Here is a 16,840-nt window from a genome sequence, read left to right as displayed (position 1 = left end):
CTCGATGCGCCCCGATGTGCCGGACCCCGGCTTCCACCGAGGACGCCGGCAAAGGATCAATGGGCAGCATTCACCACGGTCGCGGTCGATCCCGGACCGCTGGGGGATGTGGCCAATACCTTCGCCGAATTCTTGACGCCGCAGACAAAAGCCCATGCGCTGAAGGATGGGGCAGCGGTGTAGTCGGATCGATCATGGTTCTTCTCGATCATCACCATCGGCGACAACACATCGTCATCGAACATGTCGGTTATGGTCATCACCGACGGGACTGGCTGTGGATGCCCCGCGCGATCTTGAGCAGAAGCGCAGGCTGACAAGTGGCTGGCAAACGCTTTCACCCCCTCTACCCAATCTTACCCAATTGCTCCTTTTACTCATCTTATTAGCGGTTTCAGCCCGGTCTAGACTACCTGTTGTTAAGAATGGTCCGGGAGGAAGATCGTGTCTCACCATTGCACGGACGACCAGGGGTCGATCCGGGACGGTAACCCGTCCGAGCTGGCGGGCGCGGTCGCGATCGTGGCGACCCTGGATACTAAGGGCGCCGAAGCGTCTTACCTTGCAGGTACCATCAAAGCGTGCGGCCGCAAGATCCTCCTGATCGACATCGGTACATCCAACTTGATTGCCGGGGACAAACAGGATGCTGACAGTGCTCGCGTCTCTTCGCCTGCCGAACTCTTGAAAGAGATAGCCGCAAGCACGCGCAAGAAGGTTGCTGGCCTCCTGCAATCAGGCGCGATCAGTGCGATCGTTGGCGTTGCAGGTGGAAAAGGTAGCGCGGCTTTCGGGGAGATCGTATCCGATTTGCCTTATGGCTTTCCCAAGTTGCTGGTCAGCAGCGCAAGGCCAGCCCTGCTCGCAGAATTGGCGATCCACAACGACATCATCCTCTATCCGACGCTCGTCGATCTTTTCGGAATCAATGCCTTTACCGATCGGGTGCTGCAGAATGCAGGGCGAGCCATTGCAGCGATGCACTATGCGCCCGCTCAAGGTGCGCACAAAAGAAAGATTGTCGCGATCACAGCCTTCGGCGTAACGACGCCCGCGGCAAATCAGTGCATGGCGCGCCTTGCCGAGGCCGGGGTAGAGGCGATTGTCTTTCCTGCCAACGGGGCCGGCGGGCGCAAAATGGAGCAGCTGATCGCGGCCGGTGAATTCGACGCAGTCATTGATCTGACCACAACAGAGCTCGCCGACGAACTCTTTGGGGGGGCCGCCAGCGCTGGACCCGATCGGCTCAAAGCAGCGTCGCAGCAATTGATCCCGCAAGTGATCGCACCTGGCGCGGTCGATATGGTCAATTTTGGTCCGCGCTCGAGCATTCCTGATCAATTTCGCGGCCGCCAGTTCTACTCCCATACGGCCTACACAACGCTCATGCGCACAACGCCTTCCGAGAACGCGAGCATCGGCCGGCTCACGGCCGAGCGGCTGTCGCGAGCGGAGGGGCCTACCATCGTCCTTTGGCCCGCGAATGGCGTTTCCGATTACGACCGCGAAGGCGGCATTTTTTGCAATCCCGAGGCCGACAGGGCTTGGCTCGACGCGCTGAAGGACAATCTTGCGCCGAAGATCGCGGTCCGCGAACTGAACTGCCACATCAACGATCCCGAATTTGCCGAGGCCGCCGCGAGCTGGATCCTCAAACAATTGGGCACGGAGGCTGATTGTAATGCGAATGTTTGAGCGCAATGAAATCCTGTCCAGGATCGCAAGCCAGATCGAAGAACGAAAAGCGGTCCTTGCGGCCGGAAGCAGCTGCGGCCTGGTCGCGAAATGTGCCGTCCTCGGAGGGGCCGACATGCTGGTGGTCTACAGCACCGGGCTGTCGCGCCTTATGGGGCTTCCCACGAGCCGAATCGGCGATTCCAACGCGCGCACGCTCGAGCTTGCGGCCGAAATCCGCAATGTCGTCTCTTCCGTGCCTGTCGTGGGCGGCGTCGAGGCGTGGGATCCTCTCCGGCTCGACCTTGACGCGCTTCTCGACAAGTTCTGGGCGGCCGGCTTCTCCGGCGTCATCAACTATCCGACCATCTCCACCATGGGTGAAAAATGGCGTGAGCGCCGAGGCCGCGTTGGGCTCGGCTTCGACCGAGAGGTCGAGATGATTGCGACTGCCCGCAAGAAGAACATCTTCTCGCTGGCCTATGTCGCACGCGCCGAAGACGCCAAAGCCATGACGAGTGCAGGTGCCGACTGCATCGTCCCCCATGTCGGGGCAACCCGTGGCGGGCTCATGGGCCATGAGGATGGGCAGTCAATTCAAGAGGCGATCAGGCGCATTAACGACATCAACACGGCGGCACGAACCGTTCGCTCCGATGTCATCCTGCTTTGTCATGGCGGGGCGATCGCCGAGCCGCAGGACACGATCGAGGTCTACCGGTCTACTCAGTGTATCGGCTTCGTTGGCGCCTCCTCCATCGAAAGAATTCCCATCGAACGGGCGGTGAAGGCCGCGGCAGGGGAATTCAAAGCTGTCCCGCTCCCGCGACATCACTGACGTTCATCGGAAATCTTGCAGCGAGGCTGGAATGGATAAGCCGATCGGCCGATCAGGCAACGATAAGACAATCACATTCCCCCGAGGGAACAGGCTGGATCATGATTGGGAGACCGATGTACTCGTGGTCGGTAGCGGTGCGGCCGGACTATCAGCGGCGCTCTATGCGGCAAAGGCCGGATTGCGAGTTACGGTATGTGAAAAATCTCCGCGAATCGGCGGCACCACGGCGCTGTCGAACGGCATGATCTGGGTTCCTTGTTCGCCCCACGCACGGTCTGCTAAAATCGATGACTCGCTTGTGAAAGCAAGGACCTACCTGCAGCATGAACTTGGTATCCATTATCGGGCAGGCTTTGTTGAGGCCTATCTTGAGGACGGTCCAACTGCGCTCACAGCACTTGAGAACGGGACAGAGGTCAAGTTCACGCTGGCGTCTGCGCCCGATTATCACTCGAGCCAGGTCGGCGGGGTTGACAAGGGCCGGGCGCTCAGCCCTGCACCCTATGATGGACGGCTTCTAGGCAGCGATTTTGATCTGATAGGCGACCCTATTCGTGTTGTGCTCGGCGGGATGATGATCTCGTCCGGCGAGGTGAGAAGCTTTCTGAACCCGTTCCAATCGTTTGCTTCGCTCAAGCATGTCTTGCGTCGCCTCAGCCGCTACGTAAGGGACCGCCTAAGTTACAGGCGTGGCACCGAGCTCAGCGGAGGCAATGCCTTGATCGCGCGGTTGCTCGCGAGCCTGCGCAAATACGACGTAGAGATTTGGCCGGCGTCGCCTGTTATAGACCTCATCTTGGAAGAGGGGCGCGTCACGGGGGCAGTCGTCAAGCTGATCGATTCTGAGGTTCGCGTGTGCGCCTCGCATGCGGTGATCCTGGCAACGGGCGGTTTTGCTCATAACGCGCAGTTGAGAGCCGAGCTAAGCGGCCCTCACCAGCATGACGACACGCTGGCCCATCCCGATGCCACGGGAGATGGCATTAGGCTTGCGACCAGGCGCGGAGCTGCAATTGACAATGATGTGGCCTCTGCCGGCTTCTGGACGCCCGTGTCGATCCTGAAGAGCGGCAGCTGCACGCAAATTGTCCCGTACGGCTGGCTCGACCGTGGCCGCCCCGGGGTCATTGCTGTGGGGCCAAATGGCAAGCGCTTCGTCAATGAATCCAATTCGTACCACGACATCTGCCTGGCAATTTTCAAAGGTGGATATCCGGCAGACAAGCGATTCTACTTCATCTGCGATCACGACTTCGTCCGCTTAAGAGGCATGGGACATTTGCTCCCCTGGCCCTGGACCTTGAGCATCGACAAATATGCACGCCTCGGATACATCAAGGTGGGGAAAACGATTGAAGAGCTTGCGAACCGGTTGGGGCTAGACCCTGCTGAGCTTCAAAAGACGATCGAGGAACATAACGCCCACGCCGCCGAGGGGCGCGATCCGCTTTTCAAACGTGGCGAATCGGTTTTCAACCGCACGCAGGGCGATCCTGCCGTGGGAATGAAAAATCCAAATCTTGGAGCAATCAGAAACGCCCCATTTGTCGCGCTGCCGATCGTGCCGGCAACGCTCGGAACAGCGACTGGATTGGCAACTGATACTGACGGCAAGGTCCTGGACGAAAATGGCAGGCCGATCATGGGTCTCTATGCTTGCGGCAATGACATGACCTCGCCAATGCGTGGGATCTATCCGGGAGCAGGCATCACGATCGGTCCGGCCATCGTCTTCGCATACCGCGCCGTGAACAGCATCCTGCTGTCGGCTCATCAGGGGCAAAAGGCTGCGGCTTCTAGAGCTTGACGGTGAAGTTCAGGTGCTTGGCGGCATGTATTCGCTGGGGTCGCGAAAGACATGATCCAGACATCAGTGGCAAGCAGAGATCGCTCTGAACGACGCCTTCAGACGCCCCGTCATACAGAACTCATCTCTGAGCGAGGTGGCACTCTCGGCGTTAGAACAGACGCAACTCTTTGGGATATCCAAAGCTCGTCTGGGCTGCATATCATCTCGCGCTTTGTTATTCCGCAGTGGGCCACGATCTCTAACAACACCAAACAAAAACGCTTCAGCCGCCGCAGCGGTTGAGCAAGAGCGTGGACGCGGCTACGAAAGCGGTGACGGTTGCCCAGGCGTCTGGTTCTTGGCGACGTTCACATCCTGGCCAGGGAGTCCGATCAGGACGTCGCTGTCTTCCGAAAGAGGGGCGATGATCTTGTGACCCTTGGAAAGCGAGTCCCGCCTTTGAGCTGAAATGTGAAGCCAAGTTCGTCAAGCCATAAAGGCAGCGCATGATCCAGTAGTCCTTTTCAACCAGGGCCGGAGCAATGCCCTCCGTCCGCCACAATCCGAATCAGATCCGCCAACTGCGGATGTTTGTGGAGGAAATCACGCCGCATGTAGTTCGTTGCCCCTCAGCGCACCTTCAAAGAACTTCTTGGCGCGTTCACTTCCGTATGCGCTCACCGCACGACGCAAACGCTTCTGGTCGGACTCGGCGGCTCGCTCCGCCCCGGCGCTTGAGCACTTCATCCTAGGCCTCGGCAAGCTGATCGATGTTGTTGACGAGATCTACGAGCAGGAACTCCTTCGTCAGTGACTTCGGGAAGCGTTGCCTCATGCGAAAAGCAAACTCGCGGTTGCTGAGCTCCAACTCCCTGTGGCGCTTATGATTGTAGCTCACGGTTTTGTCGTAGAGCTGCGTCGTGCCCACACCGAGACTGTTGTAGGCGGTTCGGCGAGGCCAGCACAAACGTGTTGTCTTCAGAAACGTCCTTGCAACGTTCTTGTCGTAGGCTGAGCCTGGGAGGCCATTTTCCGCTGTCTTTCAATCATTTTGGGGCAAGGACGGGCGCGCCTGCAACCCGAAGGTCACATGCTTGCGCTTGAGCTCGCGGGCACCAAACAATGAAGCAGTTCAGGCTCGGCGACCTTGCGGCGACCAGGCGTCGCGCCAGGCACCCCGCGCAATAATTGCTCCAGCATCGGCACGTTGTCGACCACCTCAATGACTGAGCCATCTTGCAGCACGCACACTAGGTGATATGGCGACAGTTGCTTGCTCGTCGAGAGCTCCGCTACTGCAAGCACAATGCCGCTTACCAATGCCGCATTACCCCATATTACTCACATTGCGTTGCGCTCCTGCTAGGCGAACTCGCCCTGCATATCGTGAATAAAACGTCGATCGGCGAGCCATCTTAAGAAACGCACCATCGACCGCACCTCCAGGTGCCGGGATGAAACCTTTCAGGAGCGCCTCGTGTCGCCAGCCCTTTGCATGCCAACCGCAGCTCACGCCGTCGATCAATCTGGACCGGAGGATGCGCTCGCAAGTCCGAGGAATGTGACGTAGCGACATGGATACGCTATTTATCGCCGCGTTCGAAGTCTTGAGCTTCGGCGCCATCGTGGTGCTGGTCGTGCTCGGTCTCGGAATCATTGCCAGCATGATGGGCATCTTCAACTTCGCACAGGGCGAGTTCGTCCTGCTCGGTGCCTACATCACCTATCTCGTGCACAGCATCGGTTTGCCGGTCGCGCTAGGCATGCTCGCCGCGCCTATTGCGGTCGGCGCGCTCGGGCTCGCATTGGAAAGACTCGTGGTGCGACGGTTCTACGCGGCGCCGATCGTCGCCATGCTCGGCACCTACGCGCTCGGGTTAATTATTCGCGAGATCGTGCGCGGCCTGACTGGCGGCCTATATCTCTCGGTGCCGGAGCCGGTCGGTGGGTCCATCACCATCGGCACGCTGCATTTCGCCATTTGGCGCTGCGTGATCGTTGTCATGACCGTGCTCGTGATGGCCGCCAGCTATGCGCTGATCGCCTACACCTCCTTAGGCCTGCGGGTCCGCGCCTCGCTGGAGAACCCGTCGCTGGCGCGGGCCTCAGGCATCTCCACCGGCATGATTTACAGCGTGACCTTTGCGTTTGGTGCGGCACTCGCGGGTCTGGCCGGCGCGCTGATCGTACCGGTCTTTTCGCTGTTCGCCGATCTAGGCATCCGCTTCCTTATTCAAGGGTTCGTCGCCGTGATGGTAGGCGGGGTCGGGTCCTTTGCCGGCCCTGTCGCCGGCGCCAGCGCAATCGGCACGTTCAGTGCCGCGCTGCCCTGGCTGATGTCGCCGGTGATCGCCGACGTTCTGGTTTTCGTGCTCGCCATCATTTTCATTAAGGTCCGGCCGCAAGGCCTGGTCTCGGGAAGAGGGGTTTAACTGATGATCAACGCCAGCCAACAACTCAGCCGCCGCCGTTTTCTTCGCAATTTCGCCTTCGCCTCTGCCGCTATTGCAATCAGCCCGGGCAGCTGGGTGATCCGCCCGGCCTGGGCCAACGCCGCGGAAGGCCCGATCAGAGTCGGTATCGCCACTGATCTTACGGGTTCACTCGGCTTTGCCGGCAATACCGACGCTAATGTCGCTCGCATGATCGTCAAGGAGATCAATGACAAAGGCGGTCTACTGGGGCGTCCGATCGAGCTCCTTATCGAGGACACGGCCTCCAACGAGTCGGTCGCAGTCGGCAACGTCCGCAAGTTGATCCAGCGAGACAAGGTCGACCTGGTGCTCGGAGGCATTTCAAGCTCGATGCGCAATGCCATAAAGGACGTCATCATCTCTCGTGGCAAGACGCTCTACATCTATCCGGAGGGCTACGAGGGCAAAGAGTGCATGCCCAATCTGTTCTGCACCGGGCCGGTACCGGCTCAGAATTGCGACCAGTTCATTCCCTGGTTGATCAAGAATGGCGGCAAACGTTTCGCGATGCCGAGCTCCAACTATATCTGGCCGCAAACGATCAACGCCTATGCGCGCAAGGTGATCGAGAGCAATGGCGGCGAGGTGATCTTCGAGGAGTACTATCCGCTCGACCAGATCGATTTTTCCTCCACGGTGAGCCGCATCATCTCCAACAAGGTGGACGTGGTGTTCAACACCATCGTCCCTCCCGGCGTCAGCCCTTTCTTCAAGCAGCTCTATGGAGCGGGCTTCTCCAAGAACGGCGGGCGGCTCGGCTGCGTCTACTATGACGAGAACACACTTGTAATGAACCAGGCCAATGAGATTGAAGGTCTCGCAAGCAGCCTTGACTACTACAAGGCTTTGACATCCGAGGATCCGGTGAGCGCCAAGATTCAGGCGGCGTACGACGAACAGTTTCCTGCCAAGTTCCGTTTCTCGGCAGGCAGCGCCGCCACTGGCACTTATCGAGGACTGAAGCTGTGGGAAGCTGCGGTAAAGGAAGCTGGCACGATTGACCGGGTCGCGGTAGCTGCTGCCCTGGATCACGCCAAGATCGAGGAAGGTCCGGGCGGGCCGGCGGAGATGGTGCCCGGCAAGCGCCACTGCAAGATGAACATGTACATCGGTGTGGCGAAGGGCGGCCAATACGAGATCGTAGCCCGTAGCGCCGGCCTGGTCGACCCGAAGGAGTGCTGAATGTCTCAGGTATCGTCGACCAGCACCGGAACCCGTGCAGCGTCCTGCGTGATCGAAGCGTCGCAGACCCTCACTATCAGTGCGTCTGCAAACGCCGGCCGCCAAGAGGTGCTTCCAGTTATTGAAGTGGCGGTGCTGATCATCGCAGCGGTCGCGCCGTTGCTGCTGCAGGACTACATCACGGTGTATGCGACGCGGGTGCTTATTCTGTGCCTCTTCGCATTGTCGTTCGACTTGGTGTGGGGCTATGCCGGGATCTTGAGCTTAGGGCAATCGTTGTTCTTCGGCATGGCTGGCTATGGCGTGGCACTGCTTTCACGGGATTTCAACGTGGCGTCGATCTTTGCCGTAATTCCGCTCGGTACTCTGATCGGCTTCGTTGCTGCGTTGCTGCTGGCCGGTTTCCTGCTGCTCGGCCGCCACGCCTCCAGCATCGTCTTCGTCTCGCTCGGCACCATGACCGGAGCTTACGCGGCCGACCGGCTGGCGCGCGGTTCTTATTACCTTGGTGGTCAGAACGGAATCCCTTCGATCCAATCGATGAGCATCGGATCGTATGCACTGCGCGAGGGACCGGCTTTCTATTACTTGGCGCTGGTCATTCTGATACTGGTTTACCTATCGTCGCGCTTTCTGTTGCGCTCGCAGTTCGGGCTTGCGCTGGCGGGATTGCGGGAGAACGAACAGCGCATCGCATTCTTCGGCTACAAAGTTCAACACCTGAAGGCAATCATTTTCGCAATAGGTGGCGCGATCGCAGGCATTGCCGGAAGCCTTTATGCGTTCCATGAGGGCTTCGTCTGGACCACCATGCTGGGGGTCGTGATGTCGACCCAGGTCGTGCTCTACGTCCTGTTCGGCGGCTCTGGGACATTGATTGGTGCCGTGATCGGCACCGCAATCGTCGAGGGCCTCAGTTTTTGGCTCTCCGACAACTATCGCGACATCTGGCCGATCATTCTCGGCGTCTTGCTACTGCTCGTCATCCTGTTCCGGCCGCTCGGCCTGATCAGCCTGGTGCTCGGTGAGCGGGAGCGTGTCGGTACCTTCGGCCCGAGCCCGAAAGAGATACGTAATGCCGCTTCTTGAAGCCGCCGGAATATCCAAGGTTTTCGGCAAGCTCACCGCGCTGGACGGTGCCGCGCTCACAGTTGACGAAAACGAGTTTCATGGCCTCATCGGCCCGAACGGCTCCGGCAAAAGCACCTTGATGAAGTGCCTGGCCGGGGCGGAAGTACCTACACAAGGAAAGGTGAGTTTCGCCAACACCGACATCACCGCGTTCACACCGACAGAGCGTGCAAGGGCGGGTATGAGTCTGAAATTCCAGATCACCTCCGTACTGCCGGCGCTGACGCTGTACGACAACATCCTGCTCGCGCTGCAGGCCCAATCCTCGCTGCTCGATCTGGTGTTCTCGCGTACTCGAGGACGACTGCACGATAAGGTCATGATGATGCTTGACCAATTCCGCCTTGCCGATCGAGCCTTTGATGCTGCGGCTGCGTTATCGCACGGCCAGCAGCAATGGCTGGAGATCGCGATGGCGCTCGCAGGCCATCCGCGCCTTCTGCTCTTGGACGAGCCGACCGGCGGCATGAGTCTCGAGGAGCGTCGCGTCACCGGCGAATTGCTGCAGCCGATTAAACAGCATTGCTCGCTTATTATCGTCGAACACGACCTGGATTTCATCCGCGACATTTGCGACCGCCTGACGGTGCTCGATCAGGGCAAGGTCCTGGCGTCAGGTACGGTTGCGCAAATCCAGGCCAACAAAAACGTCCAGGAGATTTATCTGCGCCGTGCCTGAATTCCTCGATATCAAGTATCTCGACGCTGGCTATAGACGCAGCCAGGTTCTGTTCGGCGTCAATATCGCCATTCCCTTGCGCGGTGGTGTGGCTATCCTCGGTCGCAACGGCGCCGGAAAAAGCACGCTCATGAAGGCCATCGTCGGCGAGCTGCCGATCTGGAAGGGCGAGGTGCAATTCGATGGCCGCGACATCAAGCGTTGCCGGACCGACGAGCGGGTGCGCGCCGGCATTGGCTACGTGCCGCAGGAGCATTCGGTGTTTGCGCGCCTCTCGGTGCGCGACAATCTCGCGGTCGGATCGGTTTTCCACCGCGAGACATCGGCCGTAGATCGGGTAATGGGAATGTTTCCGAAACTCGGCCAGCGCCTGGATCAGCCGGCCGGAACGCTGTCCGGCGGCGAGCGCAAGATGCTGGCGATCGCGCGCGCGATGCTGGGAAAGCCAAAGCTGCTGTTGCTGGATGAGCCGACCGAGGGCGTCTGGATCGGCGTTATCGAGGAGATCACCGAGCGCTTGAGCGAGCTTGCCAGGGACATCGCCGTCATCATCGTCGAGCAACACCTCGATCTCGCAATGCGCATAGCGGATCATGCGTATGTGCTCGATCGCGGCCGCGTCGCGCTGTCGGGGCCTTCGCAGCAGTTGCGCGGCGACCCCAGTCTTTTGTCGTATCTGGCGCCATAGGAGCATCGCCCCGGCTCTCATCGCGTGCGCGGAGAAGCGGCTTCATCGACTTCCATACAACGACTGTGCGGGACGGACAATGTCTGATGGAATTAACCAATTTGTTAATGCGTGCGAAGTCGTCGACGTGCATGAACATCACATGCCCGAGGTCGCCCTCAGCCGCGACGTAAACCTGCTGAAACTGTTTCAACAGAGCTATGCGGCTTGGACAAACTATGTCCTGCCATCCGAACCTAAGGCGACTAGCAGTATGATATCTGCTGCAACTGAGCCGACCACTTGGGAGGCCCTTGCGCCATTCTTGGAGAAGAGCGGCTCAAACGCATTCGTCCGTAACCTCGTGGGTGGAATTGCTGACCTTTATGGCGTTGGTGACAACGGAATTACACGTGAAAACTGGGAGGCGGTAGACGCTTCAGTACGCTTACGCCACAAGGATCCGAAATGGCCAACCGAAGTCATTGGGCGCGCCGCCATCAAGAGGATCGTAACGGACCCTTTTCTCGACCCATTGCTCGACCCGCGCCCGGTCCTTGGCGAAAGATACGACGCCGTCCTGCGCATTAACGCATTTGCCTTAGGCTGGCATGCTGAATCTCGCGATCACAATGGAAATTCCGGACATACGTTGCTTGGACGTCTCGGCATGGAGGTGAAAACCTTCGACGATTATTGCGCCGCGATCCGCGAACTCGTAGCCGGATGCGCCGGGCGCAATCAAATTGCGCTCAAGAACGCGCTCGCCTATGACCGGGATCTAAGCTTTGATGAACCGAACGAAGAGCTGGCTCGGCAGGCGTGGGGGCAAATGTCGCCGTCCCCTGGAGCGCGCAAGGCTTTCAGCGACTTTGTTGTCGACTTGTTCTGTCAACTCGCGGCCGAGGCGGATCTACCCGTTCAAACTCACCTCGGGACCGCGATCATAAGCGGTTCACATCCCTTGCGGATTGCGCCCTTGATTGAGCGTCATCCTCGGACCCGCTTTCTGCTGATGCATTTGGCCTATCCCTGGAGCCGGGATTTATTGGGAATGGCGTTTGTGTACCGAAATGTTTGGTTAGATTTGTGTTGGTCTTTTCTGTTGAGCCCATCTCATTTCAAGCTCGCGCTGCACGAGGCCATTGAAGTCTTGCCGGATGAATCGCGATTGATGCTCGGAGGAGATTGCCTCCACGTTGAGGAGACGTTCGCGGCGATTCAAAGCGCGCGCCAATTGGTTGGCGAAGTTCTGGACGAGAAAATTGCGAGCGGTTACTTTCGATCCCGCAACGCCGAACGATTGGCGGTCAGGATCCTTTGCGAGAACGCGACCGAGTTTTTTGCAATGTCTTGATTATGGGGACGAGTAACAGGTTTTGATGCTGTTTGTCTTGGTTCAAATCCAGGTTCCCCAGCCAGAATGTTAATCGGCGTACGGTTTGACCCCCGAGCGGCGCCGAAGGTTGACCCCGCCCAACACCGCCAAATTCCTTGAATCATCACCGGAATGCTCATCCCGTGTGGGTCAATGTTGGAAGCCGATGGGGGTTAAAGTTCGGCGCTTATTTACACCAACCTAGCCACGTCGCCTTCTTTGACAGCCCCATTCGCAATTGTCGTCAGGCGCCAGGAAAGAATCCGAGTAGCCCCCATTCTTGAAGTTCAATGAGGTTACGTCCCCCCGTTTTGCTGGACTTGCAAACAACAATTGTTGGAATAGCTTCGCAGCCAGCAAAAGGGCTGCGCCCAAAGACACAAATCCGACCGAGAATTCAGCCACCGTTCGTGATGCCAGTTGGCGCAGCGCCGCTTCACCCACTGTCCCGCATCGCGGCGCGCTCAAGTATTCCTCGACAATTGCGGGGTCAATTCCTTCACTACATAGAAAAGCTAGCCGGTCCGTTTTGTCCATACCTCGCAATTTCTTTTCGAGGTCTCGCAGTCTTTCGCCCTCGCGCTCGGCTGGATTGAAGCAAGAAAGACAAGCTGCGCCCGAACGGTTTGGATAGAAGTTGGCGCGTGCGCCAAGACCGAGTGTGCTCCCTCCAAACAGCAGTGTCGGAGCAAGGCCTTGAAGGTCCTGTCGCGATGTTCCGCGGTCAACGCAGGATACAACGATCTCAAAAGCTAAGTCATCAGCTTGTCGAGCGACATCAGACGGAAGTGTGGATCGGTCGGCGTTCAAGTATTGCTTGATAGTCCCAGGGAAGGCATAGGCGCCCACGCCGGATTTGATCAAAGTGGCTACGACCGCCTCCACCTTCGAATGTTCGACGTCCTGCCATCCTGCTAAGAAACAGCGATTCAGGCTGGTGTCATCATAGGTATCATCGTCGATGAAGAGCGAAAATGCTTCGGCAAGCTGGGCGTTTGCGAGTACATATGCGAGACCGTTGCCTACGGCTCCCGCGCCGACAACGTGTATAGGTCGAAGCCGAGCACCCATTAGCTCCGGACCATCTTCCAGCTCATCCCAGTCGCTAGACACCTTGCCTGACCATAGAGAATAACCATCGCAATCAAGGAAGCGACCGCGCAACAATCCGCGGAAACGTTTGAAGATCTCTCCCGCGGCCAATGCTGCAGCAAGGAAAGGACCCAAGGGGTTGGCTTTGTCAGGAATGAGGTTGAGAGGGGCTTTATCAGGCGAACCAACCCAGGCTTTCCAACCATCCCCCACAGCAAAGAGTGCAATCCCCGAGCGCGCTGAAACATTCGATCCAATCATAACCGTTGCGTCGGCTTCGGGCATCGTCGTGGTTGTCGCGTCCAGTATGACAATAGTGGCAGGACGTTTGATGGCCCATGATGCAATACACTCCAGACACGCCGGAAAATCTCCCGCTGCCTCTCCGTTCGGCAAGGCGATAAGGCTTTTTATTTGAGGCGCAATGATCTGGATAGTCCCGACAAGCTCGGTTTGTCGCGATAGCAGATTGAGGAGGCAGGAAGCAAGTAATTGGCCAGAGCGAGACGCCGCCCAGCGTTCATCAACGACAATACGAACGCATTGCGCACTGTGAACTGGTTCTTCGGCCAGTCCATCGACTTTCAAAAGATGGCGGTTGACCGTGGTTGAGGCGGGCGTCATCGAAGGTCCTCGACCGTGACACTACCGCCTGTCACGATAACCCGTCGGGCAGCTGAGGTATCGTCGAGCAAATGCCAATAATCGATTTGCCACTCGTGGATGCCGACGCCACTGGGAAATGGTGCAGTTGCTTTGCCGTAAAAAGGAAACACGAGCGAGAGCGATTTGCGACTGCTCATCATCCGGTCATCATAGTTTGAGTGCTCGACGCGCGACCCAGGATGGCTATGAATTTGAGCCAAAGGTTTCCAGCCGTCCGGCAGGCGATGGACAATCTCGGCGAGAGCTTGCGGCGAAACGTGATAATTTCCCCACGTCATCTGCTGCTTCGGAGCAGCAACGTAGTGCACGTGTCCGTTTCCGTTCAGATCGCGAGTCCCATACCAAAAGAGCCCGCTCTCGCGCTTGCCAGCCCGTTGCAAGAGGTCGAGCGTCGCCTTAGTCGCGTCAGCCGGCACGCGCAGTTGTGCTTCCACAGGCTTGTATGGGCGCGCAGGAACTGGGCGAAGAATATCGTCTTCCGCTTCCATCTAAAATCTCCCACTATATGCCGAGCCGAACGCTCTACGAATCGCCGTGATCGTTTTGAAGAACGTGTCCGTCTCGCGCCAGACATGTTCAGGGTGGACGTCATGCAGCACTTCGTAAAACTCGAGTACCGCAGAACAGCAGATCAGTTGAATGGTGCCGCCACCCGGCTTTGAATAAGCTGTGTGCGTATGACATTCAGAACTCGTCAGGCGCGGAACGAACTGCTGATCAGTGGGGTTCTGGTAGGCAAGCGTCGTAGGATTTACAAATTGTGCGCTTGGGGGCCAGCGGCGGTACGCTTGAAAGCCGAGGCGTAGAAGGTAGTCATCGCGGATGGCATTCATGATGCCCGTCATGGGAATCAGAAGCGTCAACCGGTTTGGTCTGGACCAGCCGAGCTGCTCAATACTCTCAGCATTGAGCAGTCGCAGCACACGGGGGATGTCCTCTTCAAGGGCAGTGACGCCGGCCTGGACATCGATGGTCGGCGACGTGGCGGCAACCATTACGCACCGCCGGTTTCGGAAGCGATGCCGAAATGGTAATTTTCGATGACCTTCTGGTCCTTCGCCTGTTCCAGCGAGACGCCAAGGTGGCTCATGAGGGACTTGGGGTGCTCACCGCCGGTCTGGAAAACATCTTTCGGCTGACGCGCAATGCCAAGCTTGAGGTACGCCTCATCCCAGACATGCTGGAGGGTTGCTGTCTTTTTCTCTTTAAACGAGGCTTTCTCAACCTCATTCACGTGAACCACGTGAACCTCGACCAGCCCCTTCTCCGCGGCCTCAACCTTCTCGATGGCCTCCTGGACTTCATGCTTCGCCTCGGCTTCCTCGGCCCGGGCGTGAGCGAGGTGATCCTCGGCCTTTTTCAGCTCTTGGATCGCCTCGCCAAGCTGATTCGAGCCGTCTGTGCCTTCATTTTCGAAAATCATTGCCAAATTCCTTTAGTCGAGGCCAAATTGGCCTGTTGATTCCGTAGGTTCCTGTGGTAAGACGTATCAGCATTGAGACGATCTGTCTTACTAATGAAACACTCTAACGAAGGTTCCTCGGTCCGTCAAGGGCCGGGTTGAGCGTCGTCTTATGGAGATTGCATGCCCTTATCGATAGACGAATTCAGTCGCCTCGTTGCTGCAAAGCGAGGCGACCGCGGCATTCGCGCGGCTGCGTTAGATGCAGGCGTCAGCCCCGCAACTCTGTCACGCGTCGAGAACAGGCATATGCCTGATCTGGAAACATTCGCGAAACTTTGTAAGTGGATTGATCGCGATCCGCGGGAGTTTCTCGGAATGGAGATCGGAGAACCCCACGATGCTCCGAGCGCTGTAGTCCATTTCAGAAAAAAGAAAACCGTGAAGCAGGAAACGGCTAAAGCGCTAGGTGAGCTCATCCTTGCGGCGCAGCGCGCAATGCGCGCTCGCGACGAACTTGTGGGGCGGTGATGCGTGCGCCGGGGCTTCAAAAGTCAGGCTGAAAAAAGTTCTGCCGCTGCTCGCCAGGCTCTAGGAATCACGTTGCTAGAGCCCTTAGATCCGTGGGCGTATGCTGCACATTTACAGGTTAGAATTCTCGATTTTAACAAGCTTGGCTTGCCCGCATCGGTAATTCGGCAACTTGTCGCTGTCGATCACGAGAGTTGGTCGGCGATGACAATTCAAGAAGCGCAAAGCTTCGGCATTGTCATTAATCCGGCACACGCTTTAACTCGTCAAAGAAGCAACCTCATGCACGAGCTAGCTCATATCGAGCTGCGACATGTGCCTTCGAGCGTCCAAGTTTCAGAAACTGGTCTCTTGCTTCTAAGCGATTATTCCGATGATCAGGAACAGGAAGCCGACTGGCATGCTGCGGCCCTCTTGCTTCCTCGAGAGGGTCTGATGCACATGCGAAGCGGCCACCAGTCTATTGATCAGATCGCATCGCATTACGGCGTTAGCAGGCAGCTGACAGAATGGCGGCTGCGGATGACTGGTGTGGAAATACAGATTCGTCGGTCTGGGGCACGCTAGAATCTACTCCAGTGTAATGCGGATGTGGCGCCCCCTATTCAGGTCACAGCGATTTTGCAGTGACTTCATAGCAAGCCACCACACACTGCAAATAGCGCCAGGAAAGCTGCCCGAGGTCGCCTAAAGACGACTTTGGATTGAATGTGAAGAACTGGTAAGCCGCTCATGGGCAAATACGATGTCTATCAGCATCTGATGGACTATTGGGCCAGTACAATGCAGGACGATTGCTATCTGGTCGCCGATGACGGCTGGAAAGCTGAAACCTACCGCATCATAGAAACGGACAAGAAGGGCAAGGTGAAGGATAAGGGCTGGACATGCGATCTGGTTCCCAGGCCCCTGGTGGTGGCGCGGTATTTCCCGCAGGATCAGATTAATATCGACGAGCTCAACCAAAATCTTGAAGAGGTGACCGCCACCATTGTCGAATTTGAAGAAGATCAGTCTGCCGAAGAGGGGGTACTCTCCGACTTCGATAAAGTGAACAAAGGCAGCGTAGGCGCACGTCTCAAAGAGATCAAAGGCGATAAGGATGCGGCTGATGAGGCCAAAATCCTAAACAGGTGGCTTGAGCTCAATGCCGCTGAGGCGGACCTCAAGAAGCAGCTGAAAGAAGCGGAAGCGGCGCTCGATACCAAGGCCTACAAGCAATATGCCAAATTGACTGTGTTTCGGCATGGAATAAGGACCCCGTTTTCGGGGTGATCGGCATCCAATCGGGACCCCGGGATAAGGGTCCACAGTGGCTTCCATCGAGTCATGGA

General features: G+C 57.6%; 18 protein-coding genes. 12 read left to right on the top strand and 6 right to left on the bottom strand.

Annotated features, from left to right (window positions below):
• Positions 1-56: 56 nt before the first annotated feature.
• Complete coding sequence (locus IVA87_RS23305; RefSeq protein WP_247335124.1) at positions 57-341, bottom strand: hypothetical protein; 285 nt, start codon at positions 339-341, stop codon at positions 57-59.
• A 103-nt stretch (positions 342-444) separates the two neighbouring features.
• Here IVA87_RS23305 and IVA87_RS23300 point away from each other — a divergent pair, with 103 nt between their 5' ends.
• From IVA87_RS23300 to IVA87_RS23290, 3 genes are read left to right on the top strand one after another with little or no spacing between them, the layout of a single operon-like run.
• Positions 445-1,695: a Tm-1-like ATP-binding domain-containing protein gene (locus IVA87_RS23300; RefSeq protein ID WP_247335121.1), complete on the top strand. Its 1,251-nt coding sequence runs from the start codon at positions 445-447 to the stop codon at positions 1,693-1,695.
• Positions 1,682-2,512, top strand: coding sequence for a phosphoenolpyruvate hydrolase family protein (locus IVA87_RS23295; protein ID WP_247335164.1), 831 nt, complete (start codon positions 1,682-1,684; stop codon positions 2,510-2,512). The genes IVA87_RS23300 and IVA87_RS23295 overlap by 14 nt, the downstream gene beginning before the upstream one ends.
• A 31-nt stretch (positions 2,513-2,543) precedes the next feature.
• Positions 2,544-4,322, top strand: a complete 1,779-nt coding sequence (locus IVA87_RS23290) for an FAD-dependent oxidoreductase (RefSeq protein ID WP_247335118.1) — start codon at positions 2,544-2,546, stop codon at positions 4,320-4,322.
• A 730-nt stretch (positions 4,323-5,052) separates the two neighbouring features.
• Here the strand turns inward: IVA87_RS23290 and IVA87_RS23285 are convergent.
• A complete protein-coding gene (locus IVA87_RS23285; RefSeq protein ID WP_247335114.1) occupies positions 5,053-5,202 on the bottom strand; it encodes a hypothetical protein in 150 nt (49 codons plus the stop codon).
• 676 nt (positions 5,203-5,878) lie between these two features.
• On the opposite strand from IVA87_RS23285, the gene IVA87_RS23280 reads away from it, so the two are divergent.
• The 6 genes from IVA87_RS23280 to IVA87_RS23255 all read left to right on the top strand — a co-directional run bounded on the left by IVA87_RS23280 (position 5,879) and on the right by IVA87_RS23255 (position 11,794).
• Entirely contained in the window at positions 5,879-6,736 is an 858-nt protein-coding gene (locus IVA87_RS23280) for a branched-chain amino acid ABC transporter permease (RefSeq protein ID WP_247335112.1), read from the top strand.
• Positions 6,737-6,739: 3 nt separating this feature from the next.
• Positions 6,740-7,960 carry a substrate-binding protein gene (locus tag IVA87_RS23275; protein ID WP_247335111.1) on the top strand — a complete coding sequence of 407 codons (1,221 nt, stop codon included), beginning with the start codon at positions 6,740-6,742 and terminating at the stop codon, positions 7,958-7,960.
• Positions 7,961-9,049, top strand: a complete 1,089-nt coding sequence (locus IVA87_RS23270; RefSeq protein ID WP_247335110.1) for a branched-chain amino acid ABC transporter permease — start codon at positions 7,961-7,963, stop codon at positions 9,047-9,049.
• Entirely contained in the window at positions 9,036-9,770 is a 735-nt protein-coding gene (locus IVA87_RS23265; RefSeq protein WP_247335109.1) for an ABC transporter ATP-binding protein, read from the top strand. Before IVA87_RS23270 ends, IVA87_RS23265 begins: the two co-directional genes overlap by 14 nt.
• On the top strand, positions 9,763-10,458 hold the full coding sequence (locus IVA87_RS23260; protein ID WP_247335107.1) for an ABC transporter ATP-binding protein: 696 nt from the start codon (positions 9,763-9,765) through the stop codon (positions 10,456-10,458). Before IVA87_RS23265 ends, IVA87_RS23260 begins: the two co-directional genes overlap by 8 nt.
• Before the next feature lie 79 nt (positions 10,459-10,537).
• Positions 10,538-11,794, top strand: coding sequence for an amidohydrolase family protein (locus tag IVA87_RS23255; protein WP_247335105.1), 1,257 nt, complete (start codon positions 10,538-10,540; stop codon positions 11,792-11,794).
• Positions 11,795-12,016: 222 nt separating this feature from the next.
• Here the strand turns inward: IVA87_RS23255 and IVA87_RS23250 are convergent, their stop codons facing one another.
• Genes IVA87_RS23250 through IVA87_RS23235 form a run of 4 tightly spaced genes read right to left on the bottom strand, consistent with a single transcriptional unit; the run spans position 12,017 to position 14,996 of the window.
• Positions 12,017-13,531 (bottom strand): ThiF family adenylyltransferase, encoded by a 1,515-nt coding sequence (locus tag IVA87_RS23250; protein ID WP_247335103.1) that lies wholly within the window; start codon positions 13,529-13,531, stop codon positions 12,017-12,019.
• A complete protein-coding gene (locus IVA87_RS23245; protein WP_247335102.1) occupies positions 13,528-14,061 on the bottom strand; it encodes a Mov34/MPN/PAD-1 family protein in 534 nt (177 codons plus the stop codon). Before IVA87_RS23245 ends, IVA87_RS23250 begins: the two co-directional genes overlap by 4 nt.
• Positions 14,062-14,568 (bottom strand): hypothetical protein, encoded by a 507-nt coding sequence (locus IVA87_RS23240; protein WP_247335100.1) that lies wholly within the window; start codon positions 14,566-14,568, stop codon positions 14,062-14,064.
• Positions 14,568-14,996: a hypothetical protein gene (locus IVA87_RS23235; RefSeq protein WP_247335097.1), complete on the bottom strand. Its 429-nt coding sequence runs from the start codon at positions 14,994-14,996 to the stop codon at positions 14,568-14,570. The genes IVA87_RS23240 and IVA87_RS23235 overlap by 1 nt, the downstream gene beginning before the upstream one ends.
• Before the next feature lie 162 nt (positions 14,997-15,158).
• On the opposite strand from IVA87_RS23235, the gene IVA87_RS23230 reads away from it, so the two are divergent.
• From IVA87_RS23230 to IVA87_RS23220, 3 genes are all read left to right on the top strand, one after another.
• The gene (locus IVA87_RS23230; RefSeq protein ID WP_247335095.1) at positions 15,159-15,506 is read left to right on the top strand and encodes a helix-turn-helix transcriptional regulator; all 348 of its coding nucleotides are present in this window, start codon (positions 15,159-15,161) and stop codon (positions 15,504-15,506) included.
• Positions 15,507-15,509: 3 nt separating this feature from the next.
• Positions 15,510-16,073, top strand: a complete 564-nt coding sequence (locus IVA87_RS35420) for an ImmA/IrrE family metallo-endopeptidase (RefSeq protein WP_247335093.1) — start codon at positions 15,510-15,512, stop codon at positions 16,071-16,073.
• 165 nt (positions 16,074-16,238) lie between these two features.
• Positions 16,239-16,781 carry a hypothetical protein gene (locus IVA87_RS23220; protein WP_247335090.1) on the top strand — a complete coding sequence of 181 codons (543 nt, stop codon included), beginning with the start codon at positions 16,239-16,241 and terminating at the stop codon, positions 16,779-16,781.
• Positions 16,782-16,840 lie beyond the last annotated feature (59 nt).

The organism is Bradyrhizobium sp. 147 (genome assembly GCF_023073935.1).
GTDB lineage: Bacteria > Pseudomonadota > Alphaproteobacteria > Rhizobiales > Xanthobacteraceae > Bradyrhizobium.
Note: the sequence above shows the minus strand (reverse complement) of the source record. Positions and strands in the feature narration are given on the sequence as shown.

Coding starts and splice junctions, on each gene's coding strand:
- IVA87_RS23295 (WP_247335164.1), top strand. CDS start 1,682: ATGCGAATGTTTGAGCGCAATGAAATCCTGTCCAGGATCGCAAGCCAG.
- IVA87_RS23290 (WP_247335118.1), top strand. CDS start 2,544: ATGGATAAGCCGATCGGCCGATCAGGCAACGATAAGACAATCACATTC.
- IVA87_RS23280 (WP_247335112.1), top strand. CDS start 5,879: ATGGATACGCTATTTATCGCCGCGTTCGAAGTCTTGAGCTTCGGCGCC.
- IVA87_RS23275 (WP_247335111.1), top strand. CDS start 6,740: ATGATCAACGCCAGCCAACAACTCAGCCGCCGCCGTTTTCTTCGCAAT.
- IVA87_RS23270 (WP_247335110.1), top strand. CDS start 7,961: ATGTCTCAGGTATCGTCGACCAGCACCGGAACCCGTGCAGCGTCCTGC.
- IVA87_RS23265 (WP_247335109.1), top strand. CDS start 9,036: ATGCCGCTTCTTGAAGCCGCCGGAATATCCAAGGTTTTCGGCAAGCTC.
- IVA87_RS23255 (WP_247335105.1), top strand. CDS start 10,538: ATGTCTGATGGAATTAACCAATTTGTTAATGCGTGCGAAGTCGTCGAC.
- IVA87_RS23250 (WP_247335103.1), bottom strand. CDS start 13,531: ATGACGCCCGCCTCAACCACGGTCAACCGCCATCTTTTGAAAGTCGAT.
- IVA87_RS23245 (WP_247335102.1), bottom strand. CDS start 14,061: ATGGAAGCGGAAGACGATATTCTTCGCCCAGTTCCTGCGCGCCCATAC.
- IVA87_RS23240 (WP_247335100.1), bottom strand. CDS start 14,568: ATGGTTGCCGCCACGTCGCCGACCATCGATGTCCAGGCCGGCGTCACT.
- IVA87_RS23235 (WP_247335097.1), bottom strand. CDS start 14,996: ATGATTTTCGAAAATGAAGGCACAGACGGCTCGAATCAGCTTGGCGAG.
- IVA87_RS23230 (WP_247335095.1), top strand. CDS start 15,159: ATGCCCTTATCGATAGACGAATTCAGTCGCCTCGTTGCTGCAAAGCGA.
- IVA87_RS23220 (WP_247335090.1), top strand. CDS start 16,239: ATGGGCAAATACGATGTCTATCAGCATCTGATGGACTATTGGGCCAGT.